This window comes from Micromonospora sp. NPDC005203 (genome assembly GCF_042872705.1).
In the GTDB taxonomy this organism is placed as follows: Bacteria; Actinomycetota; Actinomycetes; order Mycobacteriales; family Micromonosporaceae; genus Micromonospora.
Map to the genome: position 1 here is coordinate 1 of NZ_JBIAKV010000006.1, position 18,262 is coordinate 18,262.

The 18,262-nt window shown below is 71.7% G+C and carries 19 protein-coding genes; 10 read left to right on the plus strand and 9 right to left on the minus strand.

Going from position 1 to position 18,262, the window contains the following annotated elements:
• Positions 1-204: 204 nt before the first annotated feature.
• Positions 205-1,071, minus strand: coding sequence for a metallophosphoesterase family protein (locus ACFYPM_RS15505; protein ID WP_387196442.1), 867 nt, complete (start codon positions 1,069-1,071; stop codon positions 205-207).
• 140 nt (positions 1,072-1,211) lie between these two features.
• On the opposite strand from ACFYPM_RS15505, the gene ACFYPM_RS15510 reads away from it, so the two are divergent.
• Positions 1,212-2,063, plus strand: coding sequence for an alpha/beta fold hydrolase (locus ACFYPM_RS15510; RefSeq protein ID WP_387196445.1), 852 nt, complete (start codon positions 1,212-1,214; stop codon positions 2,061-2,063).
• Positions 2,064-2,152: 89 nt separating this feature from the next.
• Here the strand turns inward: ACFYPM_RS15510 and ACFYPM_RS15515 are convergent, their stop codons facing one another.
• The 6 genes from ACFYPM_RS15515 to ACFYPM_RS15540 are packed head-to-tail and all read right to left on the minus strand — an operon-like array spanning position 2,153 to position 7,775.
• A complete protein-coding gene (locus ACFYPM_RS15515) occupies positions 2,153-3,169 on the minus strand; it encodes a methyltransferase (protein ID WP_387196447.1) in 1,017 nt (338 codons plus the stop codon).
• A gap of 44 nt (positions 3,170-3,213) precedes the next feature.
• The gene (locus ACFYPM_RS15520; RefSeq protein ID WP_387196450.1) at positions 3,214-3,843 is read right to left on the minus strand and encodes a hypothetical protein; all 630 of its coding nucleotides are present in this window, start codon (positions 3,841-3,843) and stop codon (positions 3,214-3,216) included.
• Entirely contained in the window at positions 3,840-5,246 is a 1,407-nt protein-coding gene (locus tag ACFYPM_RS15525) for a selenium-binding family protein (protein ID WP_387196453.1), read from the minus strand. Before ACFYPM_RS15525 ends, ACFYPM_RS15520 begins: the two co-directional genes overlap by 4 nt.
• Before the next feature lie 14 nt (positions 5,247-5,260).
• Positions 5,261-5,992 carry an ABC transporter ATP-binding protein gene (locus ACFYPM_RS15530; protein ID WP_387196456.1) on the minus strand — a complete coding sequence of 244 codons (732 nt, stop codon included), beginning with the start codon at positions 5,990-5,992 and terminating at the stop codon, positions 5,261-5,263.
• On the minus strand, positions 5,965-6,798 hold the full coding sequence (locus ACFYPM_RS15535; protein WP_387196459.1) for an ABC transporter permease: 834 nt from the start codon (positions 6,796-6,798) through the stop codon (positions 5,965-5,967). The genes ACFYPM_RS15530 and ACFYPM_RS15535 overlap by 28 nt, the downstream gene beginning before the upstream one ends.
• On the minus strand, positions 6,795-7,775 hold the full coding sequence (locus ACFYPM_RS15540) for an aliphatic sulfonate ABC transporter substrate-binding protein (protein WP_387196462.1): 981 nt from the start codon (positions 7,773-7,775) through the stop codon (positions 6,795-6,797). Before ACFYPM_RS15540 ends, ACFYPM_RS15535 begins: the two co-directional genes overlap by 4 nt.
• Positions 7,776-7,953: 178 nt before the next feature.
• Between ACFYPM_RS15540 and ACFYPM_RS15545 the strand changes: the two genes are divergently transcribed.
• The gene (locus ACFYPM_RS15545) at positions 7,954-9,129 is read left to right on the plus strand and encodes an LLM class flavin-dependent oxidoreductase (protein ID WP_387196465.1); all 1,176 of its coding nucleotides are present in this window, start codon (positions 7,954-7,956) and stop codon (positions 9,127-9,129) included.
• A gap of 34 nt (positions 9,130-9,163) precedes the next feature.
• On the opposite strand, the gene ACFYPM_RS15550 is transcribed toward ACFYPM_RS15545, so the two are convergent.
• A complete protein-coding gene (locus ACFYPM_RS15550; RefSeq protein WP_387197357.1) occupies positions 9,164-9,562 on the minus strand; it encodes a GNAT family N-acetyltransferase in 399 nt (132 codons plus the stop codon).
• 473 nt (positions 9,563-10,035) lie between these two features.
• On the opposite strand from ACFYPM_RS15550, the gene ACFYPM_RS15555 reads away from it, so the two are divergent.
• The 6 genes from ACFYPM_RS15555 to ACFYPM_RS15580 are packed head-to-tail and all read left to right on the plus strand — an operon-like array spanning position 10,036 to position 14,613.
• The gene (locus ACFYPM_RS15555) at positions 10,036-10,338 is read left to right on the plus strand and encodes an urease subunit gamma (RefSeq protein ID WP_387196468.1); all 303 of its coding nucleotides are present in this window, start codon (positions 10,036-10,038) and stop codon (positions 10,336-10,338) included.
• Complete coding sequence (locus ACFYPM_RS15560; protein WP_357372400.1) at positions 10,335-10,667, plus strand: urease subunit beta; 333 nt, start codon at positions 10,335-10,337, stop codon at positions 10,665-10,667. Before ACFYPM_RS15555 ends, ACFYPM_RS15560 begins: the two co-directional genes overlap by 4 nt.
• The gene (locus tag ACFYPM_RS15565) at positions 10,664-12,367 is read left to right on the plus strand and encodes an urease subunit alpha (RefSeq protein ID WP_387196471.1); all 1,704 of its coding nucleotides are present in this window, start codon (positions 10,664-10,666) and stop codon (positions 12,365-12,367) included. Before ACFYPM_RS15560 ends, ACFYPM_RS15565 begins: the two co-directional genes overlap by 4 nt.
• Positions 12,367-13,125: an urease accessory protein UreF gene (locus ACFYPM_RS15570; protein ID WP_387196474.1), complete on the plus strand. Its 759-nt coding sequence runs from the start codon at positions 12,367-12,369 to the stop codon at positions 13,123-13,125. Before ACFYPM_RS15565 ends, ACFYPM_RS15570 begins: the two co-directional genes overlap by 1 nt.
• The gene (gene ureG / locus ACFYPM_RS15575; protein WP_387196477.1) at positions 13,115-13,897 is read left to right on the plus strand and encodes an urease accessory protein UreG; all 783 of its coding nucleotides are present in this window, start codon (positions 13,115-13,117) and stop codon (positions 13,895-13,897) included. The genes ACFYPM_RS15570 and ureG overlap by 11 nt, the downstream gene beginning before the upstream one ends.
• The gene (locus tag ACFYPM_RS15580; RefSeq protein ID WP_387196480.1) at positions 13,897-14,613 is read left to right on the plus strand and encodes an urease accessory protein UreD; all 717 of its coding nucleotides are present in this window, start codon (positions 13,897-13,899) and stop codon (positions 14,611-14,613) included. The genes ureG and ACFYPM_RS15580 overlap by 1 nt, the downstream gene beginning before the upstream one ends.
• A gap of 313 nt (positions 14,614-14,926) precedes the next feature.
• Here ACFYPM_RS15580 and ACFYPM_RS15585 read toward each other — a convergent pair whose 3' ends face one another.
• Positions 14,927-15,385, minus strand: coding sequence for a MarR family winged helix-turn-helix transcriptional regulator (locus ACFYPM_RS15585; RefSeq protein ID WP_387196483.1), 459 nt, complete (start codon positions 15,383-15,385; stop codon positions 14,927-14,929).
• Positions 15,386-15,481: 96 nt separating this feature from the next.
• On the opposite strand from ACFYPM_RS15585, the gene ACFYPM_RS15590 reads away from it, so the two are divergent.
• Both ACFYPM_RS15590 and urtA read left to right on the plus strand, forming a co-directional pair.
• Positions 15,482-16,564, plus strand: a complete 1,083-nt coding sequence (locus ACFYPM_RS15590) for a substrate-binding domain-containing protein (protein ID WP_357372389.1) — start codon at positions 15,482-15,484, stop codon at positions 16,562-16,564.
• Positions 16,565-16,986: 422 nt separating this feature from the next.
• Positions 16,987-18,231, plus strand: coding sequence for an urea ABC transporter substrate-binding protein (urtA, locus tag ACFYPM_RS15595; RefSeq protein WP_387196486.1), 1,245 nt, complete (start codon positions 16,987-16,989; stop codon positions 18,229-18,231).
• The last annotated feature ends 31 nt before the right edge of the window (positions 18,232-18,262 follow it).

Below are 18,262 nucleotides of genomic sequence, written 5' to 3' on the forward strand. Positions count from 1 at the left end.
CGATGTCGCGCAGCGCGTTGCGTACCTGCTGGCGCACCGCGACCAGCTCGGGGGAGAGCCGCTCGACGAAGCCGATGTCGAACTCGGAGCCGTGGGGGGGGGGGGGGGGGGGGGGGGGGGGGGGGGGGGGGGGCGGGGGGGCGGGGGGGGGGGGGGGCGGGGGGCCCCCCCCCCCCCCGCCGGTCGGTGCGACGGTGGTCGGTATCACCCGCTGACGGCGGCGCGCCGCCGGACGTCCTCGGCCGGGTTGATGGTGCGCACCGGGTCGGGCACCGGGCCGCGCCGCTGCCACTCGCGCGGGTAGCCCAGCGATACCTCCTCGAACCGCACCTCGTCATGGAACGTGGTGCGGGGGATGTGCAGGTGCCCGTAGACCATCGTGGCCGCACCGAAGCGCAGGTGCCAGTCGCGGGTGCGGACGGTGCCGCACCACTGGGCGAACTCCGGATACCACAAGACGTCGGTCGGCTCGCGCACCAGCGGGTAGTGGTTGACCAGCACGGTCGGCAGGGCCGGGTCGCGGGCGGCCAACCGGCGCTCGGTCTCGGCGACCCGGGCGTCGCACCACGCCTCCCGGCTCGGGTAGGGGTCCGGGTGCAGCAACGCCTCGTCCCTGCACACCACCCCGGCCTTGTACGCCAGGGCGAGTGACTCCTGCTTGGTGCTCGCCCCGGGCACCCGGAACGTGTAGTCGTAGAGCACGAAGAGGGGGGCGATCGTGGCCGGGCCACCCACGCCGTCCCAGACCGGGTACGGATCCTCCGGGGTGATGACGCCCAGCCCACGGCACATACGGACCAGTGCCTCGTAGCGCGCCACGCCGCGCAGCTGCACCGGGTCCTTGGCTGGCGTCCACAACTCGTGGTTGCCCGGCGCCCAGACGACAGTCGCGAACCGGGTGCTCAGCAGCGTCAGTGCCCACTCGATGTCGGCGTACCGTTCGGCCACGTCGCCGGCGACGAGCAACCAGTCGCCGGCGTGGTCCGGGTGTAGCTCCTGGACGAACGAGCGGTTCTCCGGGTGGGCGATGTGCAGGTCGCTGACGGCCCGCAGCCGCGGAGATGGACTCACCCCTTCGAGGCTAGGCGTCGCGGCCCGATCGGAACAGGCCCTGTCCGGCGTTCCTGAGCGAGTCCCGTCGCCGGCATATCCGCCGACCCGGCGGGAAAGCCGCGACGTCCGACAGCCCGAGACCGGAGCAGGAGACAAACATGCCTTTCATCACCGTGGGGACGGAAAACTCCGCGCCCATCGACCTGTACTACGAGGATCACGGTTCCGGTAAGCCGGTGGTGCTGATCCACGGCTTTCCGTTCAACGGAGCAACCTGGGAGAAGGTCACCAACCAGTTGCTCAACGCCGGATACCGGACGATCACCTACGATCGACGCGGATACGGCAACTCGGCCCAGCCGACGTTCGGATACGACTACAACACGTTCGCGGCGGACCTGGACGTGTTGATGACGGAGCTGAACCTGAGCGACGTGACCCTGGTGGGTCACTCGATGGGCACCGGCGAGGTCATCCGCTACCTGGGCAACTACGGCTCCCAGCGGGTGAGCCGGGCCGTGGTGCTCAGCCCGCTGCAACCCATGCTGGCCAAGGCCTCCGACAACCCGGAGGGTGTCGACCGGAGCCTCTTCAAGGGTTTCCAGGACGCCATCATCAAGGACCGCTTCGCGTACCTGACGTCGTTCTGCGACGCGTTCTTCAACCCGGATCAGAACATGGGCAAGCGGGTCAGCGAGGAGGCGTACCGGGCGCACTGGCAGATCGGGGCGATGGCCTCCGCCAAGGGCACCCATGACAGTGTGGACTCCTGGCAGGAGGACTTCCGTCCGGACCTGCCGAAGGTCGACGTGCCACTGCTGATCGTGCAGGGTGACCAGGACCGGGTGCTGCCCTATCCGGTGACCGGCCAGCGGCTCGCGCCGATGATGCCGACCGGCAAGCTCATCACGCTCAAGGGCGCGCCGCACGGCATTCCGTGGACCCACGCCGAGGACGTCAACAAGGCGATCATGGACTTCATGAAGCAGCCGGCCAAGGCTCGCGCCTGACCCGTACCGGTAGCCGATCGGACGCCGGCGCCGCGAGGTGCCGCGGCACCCGGCCCACGGTTCGCACCGGGGCCGGGTGCCGCCGTCGGTCAGGGCCGGCGGGCCACCACCGCGCCGTTGGCGCCGGGGGCGTCGAACGGCACCGTACGCACGTCGACGAAACCGGCGTCGGAGAGCCAGGCCGTGTACTCCGCACCTGAGTAGTTCCGGCCGCCCTCGGTTTCGACGAGCATGTTCATGCCCATCAGCGCCGCCTCCGGCGGCCCGGTGCGCTCGTCGTTGAGCAGCAGCTCACAGACGACGATCGCCCCACCGGGCGGCAGCGCCGCGTGGCAGCGGGCCAGCAGCGACCGGTTGGCGGGCTCGTCCCAGTCGTGCAGGATCATGCTGAGCAGGATGACGTCGTGCCCGCCCGGCAGCGCCGGGTCGACGAGGAAGTCCCCGGCGACCGCGTCGATCCGCCCGGTCAGACCGGCCTCCGCGATCCGCTCCCGCGCCCGTACGCAGACGTGCGGCAGGTCCAGCACGGTGGCTCGCAGGTCGGGCAGGCGGCGGCAGAACTCGATCGGGAACGCCCCCGCCCCGCCGCCCACGTCGAGCAGCCGGCGATGCGCGGAGAAGTCGTACGCGTCGGCCAACGCGCTGGCGGTGAAGCTGGACGTGGAGAACATCGCGTCCCAGAACTGCGCCAGCATCGCCGGGTCCTCGGTGTCGAACATCGACTGCTGGGACTCCGGGTCCCAGGTCAACGGCCGATCCGTGCGCAGGGCCTCGCCGATGCGGTGCCAGGGCAGGTAGGTGCGCAGGTCCGAGTAGCGCACCTGCGCGCCGAAGTAGTATGGGCGGCCTTCGACCAGGAACTGCTCGGCCAACTCGGTGTTGCGGTAGCCGTCGCCGGCCTTCTCCAACAGGCCGAGCGACGCGGTCGCGGCCAGGAACAGGTCCGCGGGCCGGTCGGGCAGCCCGAACTCGGCGGCGACCTCGTCAACGGTCATCGTCCGCCCGCCGGCCAACCGGGTGAACAGGCCGAGTTCGACGCCGACCGCGAGGGTCTTGAACCCCCAGACACCGGCCACCAGGCGCATGAGGGGAGTGGGAGTGGTCACGGAAACATCAGATCATAGGTTGCCGACGTCCACGATGGTCGTTTTCACGCCCGGATGAGGGTCACCAGTCCGGCCGCGACCAGCACGCCGGCCCAGAGTCGATCCACGTTGAACCACGCCCGACGCAGCACCCCGACCCCGAGCACCTGGTAGACCAGCACCGCCACGGCCAGGGCCGTGCCGAGCATGGCCACGGTGTGCACCCCCGCCGCCGCGAGCCCGGACAGCGCGCCCATCGGCGCGGCGGTCAGGTGCCCGGAGTGACCCCCGGCCACCGGCGCGGCCACCAGCAGCGGCAACAACATCAGGCCCGCGCCGTGCGCCGACGACATGAGGAACGACCAGCCGGCGAGCTGCGCCGAGGACAACCGCATCCCCGCCCAGCGGAAGTGCCGTTCGGAGAGCAGCCGCCACAACCCGAAGCCGACGAGCAGCACCCCACCGACCACCGCCACGGCGGTGCTCGCCGTCACCGACCGGGTCGCGCTGACCAACGCCGCGACGACGGCCACCGAGGCGAGATGCCCCGCCGCGATCGGTGGCAGCGACCGCAGCAGGGCCGCCCGGCTGCGTTCCTGAAGGCCCCGGGCCACCGCGAACAGCCAACCCATCGCCGGGTTCAGACCGTGGAACGCGCCGAGCGCGACGAGCGTCACCCAGGTGCTAACGCTCACGGGAAGCAGTACGAGTCGGAGGACGCGTCCCCGCCCTGCAACCGGGTCTGGTGCACCCGCAGTCCGCGGAACTCCTCCCCGTGCGGGAAGAACCGCTCGTCGGGGGTGAGCCCGCCGGCGTCGGTGTCGACGTCGAGCTTCGCCAACCAGGCCCCCACCCCGTCGGGGTAGAACTGGTCGTCCCACGCGCCGTAGAGGGAGTTGCTGACGTAGACCCGCCGGCCGTCCCGGCTGACCTCGACCATCTGCGGGCCACCCGCGAGGGCCTCGTCCGGTGCGGACGGGTGCGCGGTGCGACGCACGATCCCGCCGAGGCGCACCGAGCCGGTCTGCACGGGGTGCAGCGGATCGCTCACGTCGTACTGTCGCAGCTCTCCGGTGCCCCAGCAGGAGACGTAGAGGAACCGGTCGTCGACCGACAGGTCGATGTCGGTCACCAGTGGCGGCACCGCGCCGAACGGCTTGAGCAGGTCGGGCAGATCCGCCGGGTCGGCCGGCTCGGCTGGGATGTCGATCACCTTGGTGACCGCCCAGACGTCCCCGTCGGAGTGCCACAGCCAGACCGAGGCGGACAGGTCCTCGACACTGATCACCACCCCGACGAACCCGTACGACTTCGTCGGGTCGTGCGCCGGGCGCAGCTCCAACGGCATCTGGTAAGCCTCGCCCAGGTCGACGCGCTGCACGTGGCGACGCTTCGCGAGATCCCAGAAGTGGATCGCGTGGCCGTAGCGGCGGCCCAGCAGCAACTCACCGATGATGCCCTCCTCGATCATCGACGGGGTGCCCCACTCGCTGGTGACCAGCACGTCCTGGGTGAGGTGCCACCACACGTCGTATGCCAGGAACTGCGGACCCCGGTCGGACTCCCACGCTCCGCGTACCTCGAACGTGGTGTGGTCGAGGATGGCGATGCCGCCCGGCCCCTCCGCGCCGTCCGCGCCGCCGAGCGCGGAGAGGTAGATGCCGTCCGGACCACAGTGCACGGTGTGCGGGCGCGAGTAGCCGGTCTTCTTCGCCAACTCCTCCGCCGCGATCACCTTGACGACCTGCGGTTGGCGCGGATCGGGCTGCGTGTCGAGCACGTGGATGCGCGACGACCGCAGACCGGGCACGATCAGGTAGCGCCGCTCCACGTGCGGGTGTGGGGCGGTCGGGCAGAGCGCGCTGCTGCACGCGTTCCACCCGAAGTGGTGCAGCTCGTCGCCGAGGTGCGGCAGGTCCGTCCAGCCGACCACCGTGCCGTAGGCGGGGGAGTCCGGATCGGTGTCCAGCACCACGATGGCGTCCGGACGGCTGGCCGTCCGGTCGAAGGCCGCCACGTAGGCGAGCTTCTCCGCCGGCGCGGTCACCGCCTCCCGAGGGGAGGGGTAGAAGGTGGGATCGGGGGTCCAGCGGGTCATCGGATCTCCGCTCGTCAGGTGGTGGGAACGCCGAGTCGGTCGAGCAGGTGCCGGCGCAGCGCGCCGAAGGCCGGGTCGTCCGGCGTACGGGTGGGGGCCAGGTCGACGGGCAGGTCCGCGACGATGCGGCCCTCGTCGAGGAGCAGGATCCGGTCGGCGAGCAACAGCGCCTCCTCGACGTCGTGGGTGACCAGCAGGGCGGCGAAGCCGTGCTCGGCGCGCAGCCGGCGCAGCAGGACCTGCATCCGCAGGCGGGTCAGCGCGTCCAGGGCCCCGAACGGCTCGTCGAGCAGCAACAGGTCCGGTTCGCGGACCAGTGCCCGTGCCACGGCGACCCGTTGCGCCTGCCCACCGGACAGCTCGACCGGCCAGGCGCGATCCCGTTCGGCGAGCCCGACCTCGGCCAGCGCGCGTTGGATCCGACCGGCGGTGTCCGCGCCGGACAGCCCGAGCCCGACGTTGGGCGCCACCCGCTTCCAGGGCAGCAACCGGTGCTCCTGGAAGACCACGGCGGCGGTGCCGTGCACGACGATGTCGCCGCTGGCCTCGCCGTCGAGCCCGGCGAGAATCCGCAGGAGCGTGCTCTTGCCGGAGCCGCTGCCGCCCAGCAGGGCCACCACCTCGCCCCGGGCGATGGTCAGGTCGACTCCGGCCAACACGACAGTCGGCCCGAACGCCCGGTGCACCGCGTGCGCGGTCAACACCGGCGTCGTGCCGGTCAGGTGGCCCGCAGTCCGCGACGCCATGTCAACATCCTCCTCTCCAGGACCCGCAACGCAAGGTCGGATATCAGCCCGAGCAGGGCGTAGACGAGCAGGCCGAGCACCACCACGTCGGTCTGACTGAACTCCCGCGCCTCCATCATCAGGAAGCCGATCCCGGTCTGGGCGTTGACCTGCTCACCGACGACCAGGCTGAGCCAGGCCGCCCCGATCGCCAGGCGCAGGCCGAGGAAGAGCGACGGCAGCGCCCCGGGCAGCACCACGTGCCGCAGCCGGGCGGCCTGCCCCAACCCACAGGTACGGGCGGCCTCCACCAGCCGTTCGTCGATGTCCCGGATGCCGGCGTAGGTGTTGAAGTAGATGGGGAAGAACGCGCCGAGGGCCACCAGGCTGATCTTGAGGGACTCCCCGATGCCGACCCAGATGATCAGCAACGGGACCAGGCCCAGGTGCGGCAGCATGCGGGCCATCTGCACAGGTGGGTCGACCAGGTCGTCGCCGAGGCGCAGCAGCCCCGCCACCGTGCCGAGGACCAGCGCCAGGACGCCGCCGATCAGCAGCCCCGCCCCGGCGCGGGTGAGCGAGTCCAGCAGGTGTACGAGTAGCGTCCCGTCCCGGGCCAGCCGCCACCCGGCGGCCAGGACGTCGCTGGGCGCGGGCAGCTTCTCCGGAGCCAGCAGCCCGGTCCGGGCGGCCAACTCCCAGCCCAGGACCAGGACCACCGGGCTGATCAGCCGCCGGTAGCGCCGGGCCGGCCGTGGGCGCCGAGGCGTGGCGGGCGCAGCGGTCACGACCTCCTCGGGCGCCTCGGCGAGCGTGGTGCGGCTCATTGGAAGACCGCGCTGAACCGGTCGTCGACCCGGGATCGCAGGTCGACCGGCCCCGGAATGAGCTCCAGGGCGATGAAGCTGTCGGTGATCGCCTGGAGTTCGTCGCCGATGGCCGGGGTGACCGGGGCGAGAGGCCGGGCGCTGCGGGCCAGGGCGCGGGTGGTGACGTCCTGCGGGATCTTCAGCTCGGGCGCGAGGGTGCTGGCCCGCTCCTCGGGGTGGGCGATGCCCCAGTCGGTCACCTCGCGGTAGCGCTGGAGGAAGGCCCGGACATCGTCCGACCGCTTCGCGACGGCGTCCGGGGCGGCCAGGACGTACTCGCGGTTGCTGGCCAGACCTGTCGCGTCCGCGAGCACCTGGACCCCCGGCTGCTCGGCCAGCGCGAAGTACGGGTCCCAGATCACCCAGGCGTCGACCTGGCCGCCGTCGAACGCGGGTCGCCCCTCGGCGGGCTTGAGGTACTTGACCTGGATGTCCTTCAAGGTCATGTTGTTCGCCTTGAGGAGTTGGACCAGCAGCCAGTGCACGTTTGACCCCTTGTTCAGGGCCACCGTCCTGCCCTTCAGGTCGGCGAAGGTGCGGTAACCGCGGTCGGCCTTGACGAGCACGGCCTCGCCCTGCGGGATCGGCGTCGAGGTCCCGATGATGGAGAACGGGATCTTCCCGGCGGCGGCGAAGACGGGTGGCGCCTCACCGACCTGTCCGATGTCGATGGACCCGGCCTTGAGGGCCTCGGTGAGCGCCGGCCCACTCTCGAACAGCGACCACTCCACGTTCGGCGCGGCGCCGCGCGCCTTGACCAGGCTGAGGCCGCCGAAGCGCTGGTACCCGATCCGGAGCTTGTCCCCGCCCTCCCCGGCGTCGGCGGAGCCGCCGCAGGCGCTCAGGGCGGCCGAGGCGAGCAGGGCCACGGTCGTCAGCGCGGCGGTGACCAGGCGACGGTGGTGCGGGGGACGGCGGACCGAGGGGGTGCGCATGGCGGCTCCTTGGGGTGGGCAGGTGAGCCGGGCCGCGTCGACCGGCGTGAGTGCGTGGGCGGTAGCCTACTAACCCGATAGGTTTTATGGGTAGGCTGTCGGCGCGATCGTCCCACCCCTCAGGAGGTGCCCGCCGCAGCGCGTGCGCCGTCCGTCCCCGTTGGAGGAAAGAGCCGCCATGACCCTCACCTTCCACTGGTTCCTGCCCACCAACGGCGACAGCCGGGACATCGTCGGTGGCGGACACGGCGTACCGACCGGCGCCGCCGGGGGCGCCCGCCCGGCCAGCGTGGCGTACCTGGGACAGATCGCCCGCACCGCCGAGCAACTCGGCTTCGTCGGCGCGCTCACCCCGACGGGCGCCTGGTGCGAGGACGCCTGGCTGAGCACGGCGATGCTGACCGAGGTGACCGAGCGCCTCAAGTTCCTCGTCGCCTTCCGACCCGGGCTGACCTCACCCACCCTCGCCGCCCAGATGGCCTCGACCTTCCAACGGCTGTCCCGGGGCCGGCTGCTGCTCAACGTGGTCACCGGCGGCGAGTCGCAGGAGCAGCGGGCCTACGGTGACTTCCTGGACAAGGACGCCCGGTACGCGCGGGCCGACGAGTTCCTGCACGTGGCGCGCGCGCTGTGGCGCGGCGAGACGGTCGACCACGCCGGCACCCACGTACGCGTCGAGCAGGCGCGGCTGCACCGCCTGCCCGACCCGGTCCCGCCTGTCTACTTCGGTGGCTCGTCCGCAGCCGCGCTGCCGGTGGCGGTGCGGCACAGCGACGTCTACCTGACCTGGGGTGAACCCCCGGCGCTGGTCGCCGACAAACTGGCGCGGGTCCGGGCGCTGGCCGCCGACGCCGGGCGTGAGGTGCGCTTCGGCATCCGGCTGCACGTCATCGCCCGGGACACCGCCGAGCAGGCCTGGGCGCAGGCCCACCGGCTGCTCGATGGTATCGCCGAGGCCGACATCCGGGCCGTGCAGGACGGGCTGCGCCGCAGCGAGTCCGAGGGGCAGCGCCGGATGCTCGACCTGCACGGCGGCTCCCGCGACGGCCTAGAGGTCGCGCCCAACCTGTGGGCCGGGGTCGGGCTGGTCCGTGGCGGGGCCGGCACCGCGCTCGTGGGCAGCCACACCGAGGTCGCCGACCGGATCGCCGAATACCACGCCCTCGGCATCGACGAGTTCATCCTCTCCGGCTATCCGCACCTGGAGGAGGCGTACTGGTTCGGTGAGGGCGTGCTGCCGATCCTGCGCGACCGCGGGCTGTGGCGACACCCCGACGGACCGCCGGGGCCTGCCGACCACGTCCACGTTCCCTTCGCCGGGACGGCGACGCCGCAGCCCGCCGGGGTCCGCTGACCGGGCTCGCCTGCGGCAACCGACGCCCCGGCGTCTACAGGTCCATCGCGTAGACCCGGACCTGGCGGCCGGTGTCCGGCTGCACGGTCTCGCGCTCCAGCGACATGCCCAGCTTGACCATCACCCGCGCGGACGCCTCGTTGCCGACGACGTGGATGCTGACCAGCCGCCGCAGGGGGAGCGCGGCCCGGGTGTAAGCGACAACGGCCCGGGCTGCCTCGGTGGCCAGGCCCCGGCCCCAGTACGCGCGGCCGAGCCGCCAGCCGATCTCCACGGCCGGCATGATCTCGGGCAGGAAGGTAGGCGTCGCCAGTCCGGTGAAACCGGCCAACTCGCCGGTTTCCCTGATCTCCACTCCGTACAGGCCGAAGCCGTGCTCGTCCCAGTGCCGCCGATAGGTGGCCAGACGATCCGCGGTCGCGGCCCGGTCCAGGTGCGGCCGTGATGGATGTAGCGCATCACCTCGGGCTGCGCGTTGACCGCGGCGAACCCGTCCAGATCATCGTCGCGCAGCCGGCGCAACAGCAGCCGCCGAGTCTCCAGGGATGTGGCACCAGGGGAGCTTGTCGGGTCAGGCACGTCCTCTTCGTAGCATCTCGACGCCCACGAGGCGATGCTTGGGTGGGTACCCGCCCGCGGACCGAGGCGATCCCCGACGGACTGTTGCCTTGGTCGGTGGCGATCCTCTACGGTCTGCTCAGCGGTGGGCGGTGCGGTCCGCATCCGACCCGACACCGCCGGTTGCCCGTCGTGCGGGCCGGGATGGTGGAGTCCCGGGTCGACCCGTCGGCGGCGGCTCGGCGGTCGTGTGACTCCAGCTCGTCATCCCGGGTGCGTTGCTGCCCGGCGCGGCTCACTGCGGAGCCGACAACGAGCGGGGCACGCTTACCCCACCGGGAGAGCCCCGTGTTCCTCAGCCCGCACGAGCAGGACCGCCTGCTCGTCCACGTCGCGGCCGATGTCGCCCGCCGCCGCCGCGAGCGCGGCCTGCGCCTCAACTATCCCGAAGCCGTCGCGCTGATCACCGCGTTCCTGCTCGAAGGGGCCCGCGACGGCCGGTCGGTGGTCGACCTCATGTCGGCCGGCCGGACGGTGCTCAGCCGCGACGACGTCCAGGACGGCATCCCCGAGCTGCTGAGGGAGGTGCAGGTGGAGGCGACGTTCCCGGATGGCACCAAGCTGGTGACGGTGCACCACCCGATCCCGTGATCCCGGGGGAGATCCTGCCGGCCGCCGGCCCGGTCGAGATCAACGCGGGTCGCCCGGTGACCACCCTGCTCGTGGTGAACACCGCCGACCGACCGGTGCAGGTGGGTTCGCACTACCACTTCGCCGAGTGCAACCCGGCGCTGGCGTTCGACCGGGCCGCCGCGTGGGGGCAACGGCTCGGGGTGCCGGCGGGGACCTCGGTCCGGTTCGAGCCGGGCATCAGCCGCAGCGTCGACCTCGTCCCGTTCGGGGGAGCGCGCATCGTGCCAGGGCTGCGCGGGGAGTGCGCCGGTCCGCTGGACCCGCCGGCCGACGGGTCCCCGGAGTGAGCGCCGTGCGGCGGGACCGCTACATCGACCTGTACGGACCCACGACCGGTGACCGGATCCGGCTGGCCGACACCAACCTGCTGATCGAGGTGGAGACCGACCACTGCGTCGGCGGCGACGAGGCGGTCTTCGGCGGCGGAAAGGTGATCCGCGAGTCGATGGGGCAGTCCCGGGCGACCCGCGCCGACGGGGCGCTGGACACCGTCATCACCGGTGCCGTGGTGCTGGACCACTGGGGCGTGGTCAAGGCCGACGTGGGGCTGCGCGACGGGCGGATCGTGGCACTCGGCCGGGCCGGCAACCCGGACACCATGCCCGGTGTCCACCCCGACCTGGTCATCGGCCCGGCCACCGAGGTGATTGCCGGCAACGGGCGGATCCTCACCGCCGGCGCGGTGGACACCCACGTGCACTTCATCTGCCCGCAGATCGTCACCGAGGCGTTGGCCAGCGGCATCACCACGATGGTCGGCGGCGGCACCGGGCCGGCCGAGGGGACCCGCGCGACAACCGTCACGCCGAACGCCTGGCACCTGGCCCGGATGCACGAGGCCCTGGACACGCTGCCGGTCAACGTGTTGCTGCTCGGCAAGGGCAACACCGTCTCCTCCGAGGCGCTCTGGGAGCAGTTGCGGGCCGGCGCGGGCGGTTTCAAGCTGCACGAGGACTGGGGCACCACTCCGGCGGCGATCGACGCCTGCCTGCGGGTGGCGGACGCCTCCGGGGTCCAGGTGTCGATCCACACCGACACGCTCAACGAAGCCGGTTTCGTCGCCGACACCCTGCGCGCGATCGGCGGCCGGGCCATCCACTCGTACCACACCGAGGGGGCCGGCGGCGGGCACGCACCGGACATCATCACCGTGGCGAGTGAGCCGAACGTGTTGCCGTCGTCGACGAACCCCACCCGGCCGTACACCGCCAACACGCTCGCCGAGCACCTGGACATGTTGATGGTCTGCCACCACCTCAACCCGTCCGTGCCGGAGGACCTGGCCTTCGCCGAGAGCCGGATCCGCCCGTCCACGATGGCCGCCGAGGACCTGCTGCACGACCTCGGCGCGATCTCCATCATCGGCTCCGACGCGCAGGCGATGGGCCGGGTCGGCGAGGTGATCATGCGAACCTGGCAGAGCGCCCACGTGATGAAGGACCGGGTCGGCGCGCTGCCGGGCGACGGGGCCGCCGACAATCACCGAGCCCGACGGTACGTGGCGAAGTACACCATCTGCGCGGCGATGGCCAACGGGTTGGAGGACGAGGTCGGCTCGGTCGAGCCGGGCAAGCTCGCCGACCTGGTGCTCTGGGACCCGGCGTTCTTCGGCGTACGACCGCACCTGGTCATCAAGGGCGGCATGATCGCGTACGCCCAGATGGGTGACGCGAACGCGTCGATCCCCACACCGCAGCCGATGTTGCCGCGGCCGATGTTCGGGGCGTACGGCGCGGCGGCGGCCGCCACCAGCCTGGCCTTCGTGGCGCCGGCGGCCCTGGACGCCGGGCTCCGCCTGGACGTCCGACGCCGGGTGGTGCCGGTGCGCGACGTGCGGTCGCGGGGCAAGGCCGACCTGCCGGAGAACAACGCGATGCCCCGCATCGAGGTGGACCCGGACACGTTCACGGTCCGCATCGACGGGGTGGTGGTGGAGCCGGACCCGGTAACCCGGCTGCCGATGGCCCAGCGGTACTTCCTGTTCTGATGGCGACACCGAGCCTGCTGTTGCTGTTGGCCGACGGACGCTTCCCGGCCGGGGCGCACGCGCACTCCGGCGGCCTGGAGGCGGCCGTCGCCGCCGGGCGGGTCACCGACCTGGCCACGTTGGAGGCGTTCCTGGCCGGACGGTTGGCCACCGCCGGCCTGGTCGGCGCGGCCTTCGCGGCGGCCGCACACCGGGCGGCGAAGCCCGGGGGCGCCGACGTGGTCGAGGTCGCGGGTCCCGTCGACGTGGCCGACGCCGACGGGTCCGCGGCCGCCGGGTCCGCCGCGCGGTCGCGGATGCTGGCCCAGCTCGACGTGGAGCTGGACGCCCGTACCGCGTCGCCGACGTTGCGGACGATCTCCCGTCGGCAGGGTCGAGCGCTGCTGCGCGCCGGCCGGGCCATCTGGCCGGACGCGCCGTTCGGTGACCTACCCGCGACGTCCTGCGGCGTACACCAGCCGCTGGTACTGGGGCTGCTCTGCGCGGCGGCCGGGCTGTCCCGCGTCGACACCGCCACGATCGCCGCCTACGGGACGCTGACCGGAGCAGCCAGCGCCGGCGTACGGCTGCTCGGCCTCGACCCGTACCAGGTGCAGGCCCTGCTGGTCGGTCTGGCCGACGCCTGCGACCGCACGGCCGCCGACGCGGCGCGGGCCGCCAACGACCCACCGGAGCGGCTGCCCGCCGCGGCCGCTCCGCTCGCCGACATCCATGCCGAAATCCATGCCACCTGGGAGGTGCGTCTCTTTGCGTCCTGACACCGTTGTGCCGAACGCTGTCCCCGCCGCCGACTCGACCACGCAGCCGGCCACTCCACCCCACGACGAGACCGTCCCGCACACCCACCCGGAGCCGGGGGTGGACCCGCATCAACCGCTGGCACCTGCGGATCGTGCCCTGCGGGTCGGCATCGGTGGCCCGGTCGGGTCCGGCAAGACGGCACTGGTGGCCGCACTCTGCCGTGCCTTCGCGGGCCAGTTGCGGCTCGGCGTGGTGACCAACGACATCTACACGACCGAGGACGCCGACTTCCTCCGGCGAGCCGGGGTCCTGGACCCGGCGCGGATCCGCGCGGTGGAGACCGGGTGCTGCCCGCACACCGCCATCCGCGACGACATCGGCGCCAACCTGGACGCCATCGACGAGCTGGCCGAGGCGGTCGGCCCATTGGACCTGGTCCTGGTGGAGAGCGGCGGGGACAACCTGACCGCGACCTTCAGCCGAGGTCTGGTCGATCGGCAGATCTTCGTGGTCGACGTGGCGGGAGGGGACAAGGTGCCGCGCAAGGGCGGGCCGGGTGTCACCGCCGCCGACCTCCTCGTGATCAACAAAACCGACCTGGCGCCGATGGTGGGGGCCGACCTCGCCGTCATGGATCGCGACGCGCGGGCCCGGCGTGGCGACCTCCCGACCGTCTTCCTGTCCATCGTGGGCGACACGACGGCGAGTACGGTCGCCGACTGGATCCGGCACGAGTTGGCCCACCATGCCACCGCGCACCCACGTGCCGTACCGGCCGTCGCGGTCTGATGCGGGCGTCCGCCCGACTGGTCGCTCGGGCCGACGGCCGGGGTCAGACCGTCCTGGTCGAGGTGCACGGCGAGACGCCGCTGCTGCTGCGCCAGACGCCGGCCGACCGTGGTGTCGCCACCGTGCACCTCGTCGGTGGGGCAGCCGGGCCGCTCGCCGGCGACGATCTGCGCCTGGACATCGAGGTGGGGCCGGGCGCGGCGGTCCGGGTGCACACCGTCGCCGCGTCGATCGCCCTGCCGGGCCAGCCGGGTGCCGTCTCCCGGATGGCGGTGCGGGCGGTGGTGCACGCCGGAGCCACGCTGCACTGGCTGCCCGAACAGCTGGTCGCGGCGGCCGGCTGCGCGCATCTCGCCGAATCCCGGATCGACCTGGCCGCTGGCGCGAACCTGCGGTGGCGCGACGAGCTGATCTGCGGCCGGTACGGCGAGGCGCCCGGCGGGGCCGTCGTGCACACCCAGGTCGACTACGGGGGCCGGCCGCTGCTGCGGCAGTCCCTCGCCGTCGGACCACAGGCACCCGGTTGGGCCGGGCCGGCGGTGCTAGACGGCGCGCCGGCCACCGGATCGCTGCTGGTGGTCGACCCGTCGCGACCCGCCGAACCTCCGGCGGTCGACGGCAGCGTCGCCCGGTTACCGCTGGCCGGCGGCCCGGCGACACTGTGGACCGCCACCGCTCCCGACGCGCACACCCTGCGCACCCAGCTCAACGGGTAGGAAGAACACGGCGGCCCGAAGCGAACAGTCGGACTAGCTGTGCTGGCAGTTGACCCCTCGGAAGTCCATCCAGCAGATCGCGGAAGGGACCGGTCGACGTCGACCGGCCCCTTCCCCAGTCGGGCGGTTGGCGTCGACGACGGGCTACCTCAGCAGCATCACAGCGAGAATGTGCCGATCGCCTTCCAGTTGTATTCGTTGATTCCGGGTGGTACTTCGTCGTGTTGCCGCCGTACGGGTTCCCCGTCACCCGAATCCGGTTCGAGTGGCAGGACCAGGGTGGAGTGAACCTCGCGGGCGGTGCGGGTCAGCGCTATGGGCGGATCGCCTCGGCGTGGTCGCGGCGGTGGGCCGGGTCGAGATGACCGATCAGGTCGGCGAGCTGACGGGTCAGTTCGCCGGCCTGCGGCACGCCCAGCTCGGCGAGGCTGGCGCGGACCCGCTGGTCGAGGCGGTCGTACTCGCGGCGGCCCCGCGCGGTCAGGTACGCCCGAATCCGCCGACGGTCCAACGGATCGATCCGGCGGAAGACGAGGTTGCGGTCGACGAGTTGGTCGACGAGCTTGGTGAGGGTGCCCGGCGGCAGGGACGCCTCGGCCGACACCTCGCTCATCGGATGACCCTGGCCGTCGGCGAGCAGACAGAGCACCCGCCACGCCTCGATGGTCAGCGCGTCGTCGGCCAGGACAGCGCCCAGCCGGCGGGAGAGCAGCCGTTCGGCGCGGGTGAGCGAGCGCAGCAGGTCGGCTGGCGCCCCGGGCACGTCTGACATGAAACTCCCTGGTCCGGTGGCCCTGTCATCGTAGCGAGTCGTCCCGGTCCGTGGTGAGCGCTGGTCTTCCGCCCAGGGCCGGGCAATCATGTGCTCATGTCCGCGCCGGCACCGCCGTGGCTGACCGTCGACCGTGCCGTGGTCAGCATCGCGCTGGTCTACCCGATGCGCGGGCCGGCCGGCATGTTCGGCCCCACCTGCGAGCTCTGCGCGCAACTCGCGGTCGAGGAGATCAACAGCTGCGGCGGGGTGCTGGGTCGGGAGGTGCGGCTGGTGCCGGTCGACGGTGGCGCACCGCCGGCCGAGGTGGCCGCCGAGGTCGAGGCGTTGGTGTCGGTGGGGGCTGTGCAGGGGGTGACGGGGTGGCACATCTCCTCGGTGCGCCAGGCGTTGGCGCCCCGCGTCGCGCACCGGGTGCCCTACGTCTACACCGCACTCTACGAGGGCGGTGAACGTACCGAAGGGGTCTTCCTGACCAGCGAGACGCCGGATGCCCAACTGTGGCCCGCGATGCGGCTGCTCGCGGGAGAGCAGGGCGTGCGTCGCTGGTTCGTGGTCGGCAACGACTACGTGTGGCCGCGCCGCACGGCGCGGGCGGCCCAGCGGTACGCGCTGCGCGGCGGTGGGCAGGTGGTGGGCCGGCACTTCCTGCCGTTGGACGCCCACGACTTCACCGAGGTGTTGCGCCGCATCGAGCACAGTGACGCGGACGCGGTGTTGATGCTGCTGGTCGGTGCGGACGCGGTGCGTTTCAACCGGGCGTTCGCCCGGTCCGGCCTGGATCAGCGCTGTCTGCGGCTGAGTACGCTGATGGACGAGAACATGCTGCTGGCCAGTGGTGCCGGCGCGACGCGGCGGCTGTACAGCACGGCGGGTTTCTTCGCCGGGCTGGTGACGCAGGAAAACCTCGACTTCCACGGCGAGTTCGCCCGCCGGTTCGGGGTGGAGGCGCCGCCGCTGGGCAGCCTGGGGGAGTCCTGCTACGAGGGCGTCATGCTGCTCGCCGCGCTGATCGGTCAGGCCCGCACCCTGGACGTGCGGGCCATCGAGACGGCTGCCGACACGGTGGCCTATCACGGGCCACGCGGGCGGTTGCGGCTGCGCCAACGGCACGTGCGTCAGCGTATCTACCTGGCCGAGGCCGACGGGCTCGACTTCACCGTGCTCGCCCAGCTCTGAGACCAGGCGTTGCCGGCCGGCCCGGCCGGACCCTTGACAGCGCCACCCGATCCCGCCCTAAGATACTTCCTGTGTGAAGTATCTGGCCTGCGGGTCGGATGTCACCACGGTGTCCCCACCGTCGACAGAATTGTCCGTCGACCATTGTGGCGACACCTATTCCGCGTCTTTCCCAACGGCCGGCACCGTTTCCTCCCCAACGGTGCCGGCCGCTTTTCGCGCGCGGCGGTCGGCCGCTCGGAAACAGTCAATTAAGGACTGGGAAACACCCGCGCAATCATGCCGTTCGACGCTTTCGGTGCCCATATCCGAGCCGGTGCCCGAAGCGGCGTCCACCCGTCGACCTCGGCATCGCCCACGTCAGATCCATCGGACCGCACCGACCGTCCTTACGCCACTTGAGCGCACCGCAGGGAGAATAGATGTCATTATTCCGGGGCCGCCGCATCCTGGCGGGTGCCATGACCCTGGTCGCCGCGGCCGCGTTGACCGCGTGCGGCAGCAAGACCTCCGACGAGGGCGGCGCGACCGGCGTCACCGCCGACGTCTCGGGCGACACCGTCAAGGTCGGCCTGCTCAACTCGCTCTCCGGGACCATGGCGATCAGCGAGGTCACCGTCCGCGACTCCATCATGCTCGCCGTCGAGGAGATCAACGCGGCCGGCGGCGTCCTCGGCAAGAAGATTCAGCCGGTCGGCGAGGACGGCGCCTCGGACTGGCCCACCTTCGCCGAGAAGGCGGAGAAGCTCATCTCCGAGGACCGGGTCGCCGCCGTCTTCGGCTGCTGGACGTCGGCCAGCCGCAAGGCGGTCAAGCCGGTGTTCGAGAAGAACAAGGCGCTGCTGTTCTATCCCGTGCAGTACGAGGGTCTGGAACAGTCGCCCTACATCTTCTACACGGGTGCGACGACAAACCAGCAGATCGTTCCCGGGCTCGACTACCTCAAGGCGCAGGGCGCGAAGTCGGTCTATCTGGTCGGCAGCGACTACGTCTTTCCCCGCACCGCCAACAAAATCATCAAGGCGTACGCGGCCGCCAACGGGATGACCGTGTCCGGCGAGGACTACGCGCCGCTCGGATCCACCGAGTTCGGCACGATCGTCAACAAGGTCAAGTCGGCCGGAGCCGACGCCGTGTTCAACACCCTCAACGGTGACAGCAACGTGGCCTTCTTCAAGGAGTACAAGTCGGCCGGTCTGACCGCCGCCGCGATGCCTGTGGTGTCGGTGTCGATCGCCGAGGAGGAGGTCAAGGGGATCGGCACCCAGTACCTGGAGGGCCAGCTGACCGCCTGGAACTACTACCAGACCACGCCCGGGGCGGCGAACTCGAAGTTCGTGGCCGCGTACAAGGCCAAGTACGGCGCGGACAAGCCGACAAGCGACCCGATGGAGGCCGCCTACGTGGCGGTGCACCTGTGGAAGGCGATGGTCGAGAAGGCCGGCGCCTTCGACGTGGAGAAGGTCCGCGCCGCCTCCGGGGGAATCACCCTCGACGCGCCGGAGGGCATGGTCACGGTCGACGGCCCGACCCAGCACATCGCCAAGACCGCCCGGATCGGCAAGATCGGCGCGGACGGCCTGATCAGCGAGGTGTGGAACTCCGGCAAGCCGGTGCAGCCGGACCCGTACCTCAAGACCTACCCCTGGGCGAGCGGCCTGAGCTGACGATGCCGGCCCGGGCAGACCGCGTTGCCGC

What these genes read in the sequence shown, in the direction of transcription:
- ACFYPM_RS15510 (WP_387196445.1), top strand. Translation starts at nt 1,212, where the DNA reads ATGCCTTTCATCACCGTGGGGACGGAAAACTCCGCGCCCATCGACCTG.
- ACFYPM_RS15525 (WP_387196453.1), bottom strand. Translation starts at nt 5,246, where the DNA reads ATGACCCGCTGGACCCCCGATCCCACCTTCTACCCCTCCCCTCGGGAG.
- ACFYPM_RS15530 (WP_387196456.1), bottom strand. Translation starts at nt 5,992, where the DNA reads ATGGCGTCGCGGACTGCGGGCCACCTGACCGGCACGACGCCGGTGTTG.
- ACFYPM_RS15535 (WP_387196459.1), bottom strand. Translation starts at nt 6,798, where the DNA reads ATGAGCCGCACCACGCTCGCCGAGGCGCCCGAGGAGGTCGTGACCGCT.
- ACFYPM_RS15540 (WP_387196462.1), bottom strand. Translation starts at nt 7,775, where the DNA reads ATGCGCACCCCCTCGGTCCGCCGTCCCCCGCACCACCGTCGCCTGGTC.
- ACFYPM_RS15545 (WP_387196465.1), top strand. Translation starts at nt 7,954, where the DNA reads ATGACCCTCACCTTCCACTGGTTCCTGCCCACCAACGGCGACAGCCGG.
- ACFYPM_RS15570 (WP_387196474.1), top strand. Translation starts at nt 12,367, where the DNA reads ATGGCGACACCGAGCCTGCTGTTGCTGTTGGCCGACGGACGCTTCCCG.
- ACFYPM_RS15580 (WP_387196480.1), top strand. Translation starts at nt 13,897, where the DNA reads ATGCGGGCGTCCGCCCGACTGGTCGCTCGGGCCGACGGCCGGGGTCAG.
- ACFYPM_RS15585 (WP_387196483.1), bottom strand. Translation starts at nt 15,385, where the DNA reads ATGTCAGACGTGCCCGGGGCGCCAGCCGACCTGCTGCGCTCGCTCACC.
- ACFYPM_RS15590 (WP_357372389.1), top strand. Translation starts at nt 15,482, where the DNA reads ATGTCCGCGCCGGCACCGCCGTGGCTGACCGTCGACCGTGCCGTGGTC.
- urtA (WP_387196486.1), top strand. Translation starts at nt 16,987, where the DNA reads ATGTCATTATTCCGGGGCCGCCGCATCCTGGCGGGTGCCATGACCCTG.